The organism is Longimicrobiales bacterium (genome assembly GCA_035764935.1).
In the GTDB taxonomy this organism is placed as follows: domain Bacteria; phylum Gemmatimonadota; class Gemmatimonadetes; order Longimicrobiales; family RSA9; genus DASTYK01.
Window position 1 is genome coordinate 1 of record DASTYK010000007.1, and the last position, 2247, is coordinate 2247.

A 2247-nucleotide genomic window follows, 5' to 3' on the forward strand; every position below is an offset into this window, starting at 1 on the left:
ACCGGTCGCTGTTCATCATGCCGAGCGCGGTCATGTAGCCGCCGTAGCTCCAGCCCCAGATGCCGATGCGGCTCTGGTCGATGTACGGCTGCGACGCCAGCCAGCGTGCGGCCTCCGCCTGGTCCCGCGTTTCGTGCTCGCCCAAATTCAGGTACGTCACCTTCTTGAAGTCACGGCCGCGTGCGCCGGTCCCGCGGTTGTCGACGCTGACGACGATGATCCCCCGCTCTGCGAGCAGGTGATGCCAGAGGTAGCGGCTGCCGCCCCATGCATCGGTCACGGTCTGTGAGCCGGGACCGCCGTACACGTAGAGCAGCGCCGCGTACCGGCGCGCAGGATCGAAATCGGCGGGCTTGATCATCCAGCCGTTCAGCGTCACGCCGTCGCTCGTCTCGAACTGGAAGAACTCCGGCGGCTTCAGCCCGAGCTCGTCGACGCGCCGGGCGACCGTGCTGTTCTCTGCCAGGGTGCGCGAGAGGCGGCCGTCGGTCGAGAAGAGCCGCGTCGTCGGGGGCGTGCCCGCCCGGGACCACGTGTCCACATAGTAGGTGAAGCCCGGACTCATCGACACATAGTGAGTGCCTGCCTCCTCGGTCAGCTTCTCGATGCGCCCGCCCCGCAGCGGAACGCGGAACAGGTGCAGCTCCATCGGAGTCGGCCGCGCGGCCGTGAAGTAGACGAAGCCGCCGCGCTCATCGACACCCAGCACGGAGGCGACGTCCCACTCACCTTCCGTGAGCTGGCGCTGGACGCGTCCGTCGCGCCCGTACACGTAAAGGTGATTCCAGCCGTCGCGCTCGCTCGACCAGAGGAAGCGCCTGCCATCGTCGAACCAGATCAGGTCGTCGTCGACGTCGACCCAGGCACTGTCGGTCTCGACGAAAAGGGGCGCGACCTCACCCGTGCGCGTATCGGCGCGCAGCACTTCGAGCCGGTTCTGGTGGCGGTTGAGTCGCTGGATGAGCAGCGCGTTCTCACCCATCCAGTCCATGCGCGGCAGGTAGCTGTTGCCGTCGACGCTCGTGATCGTCTCCGTCGCGCCATCGGCAATGTCGACGACGCGAATCTGCACGCTCGAGTTCTCCGCGCCCGCCTTGGGGTAGCGCAGCGGGATCAGCTCGGAGTAGTGCTCGAGATCGTCGATCATGTAGAACGTCTCGACCGCGCTCTGGTCAAAGCGCCAGTATGCGATGCGCGTACCGTCCGGGCTCCAGCGCCACGCGTCGCGCAGGCCGAGCTCCTCCTCGTAGACCCAGTCGGTGGTGCCGTTGATGATGTTCTCGCCGCCGTCATCCGTGAGGCGCGATTCCGCGCCGGTCCGCAGGTCACGGACGAAAAGATCGTTGTCGCGGACGAACCCGACCCTGGTGCCGTCCGGCGACAGCTTCGCGAACATCTGCTTGCCCGTGGTCGAAACGGGCGTGAGCCTGCCTGACTCCATGTCGAGCACGTAGTACTCGCCCAGCGTGTTGAGGCGCCACACGCGCTCGGAGTTGGCGAAGATGAGTGCCAGCGAGCGGTCCTCGTTGAAGGTGACGCTCTCGATGCGGATCGGTGTGCTCGCTCCCTCGGGAACCAGCCGGCTCCCCTGGATCACACGTTCCCGCTCGCCGGTCCGGATCCCCTCGAGCCAGACGTCTACAGCGTCGCCCTCCGTCTCGTACACGACGACACTCTGACCGTCCGTGTGGAAGTCGAGCGCTGCGCTGCGGGTGCGGAACTCGTCGGATGCGTAGACACGCTCTACCGTGAGCTGCTGCGCTGCCACGGGGGCCGCGGCAGCGAGTTGCAGGGACACGAGTACACTGGCGACGCGACGCGGCGTAACGGCACGCACGCGGTGCATCACGGGCTCCTTCATTGCTTGCCTTTCGAACGTCTGTTGTGCGGATGATCGGGCGGCAGGCCCGGGGCTCCCATTGTAGGCAGCCGCCGGCAGGTGCGCAATCGTGAAATTTTCGGGCATTTCGCGTGCCGTCGTGCAATTGCGTTCAGCACTTGGGTTTTCGTTTCAGCGGGTGCGATCGACGGCCCCGAGAAATCGGATCACCGCGTCATTGAACCCATCTGCGACGCTGCGCGGCAACGCGTGGCCGCCACCGGTCAGCCATGCAATCCGCGCACCCTGCACGTCCTGCGCGAGCTGCTCCACATACTCTCGATCCGCCACGTTGTCCCTGGTCCCGACAATGAACAGCACAGGACAGCGCAGCGCGCGCACATCCGTGTCCGGCTCGTCGGGCGATG

2 protein-coding genes are annotated in these 2247 nt (G+C 66.2%); both read right to left on the reverse strand.

All coding sequences use genetic code 11. From position 1 onward, the window contains the following. Positions 1–1861 (reverse strand): DPP IV N-terminal domain-containing protein (locus VFU06_00290; GenBank protein ID HEU5207818.1); only part of this gene is annotated, 1861 nt, incomplete at its 3' end. A 150-nt stretch (positions 1862–2011) separates the two neighbouring features. After that, positions 2012–2247 (reverse strand): alpha/beta hydrolase (locus tag VFU06_00295; protein HEU5207819.1); only part of this gene is annotated, 236 nt, incomplete at its 5' end.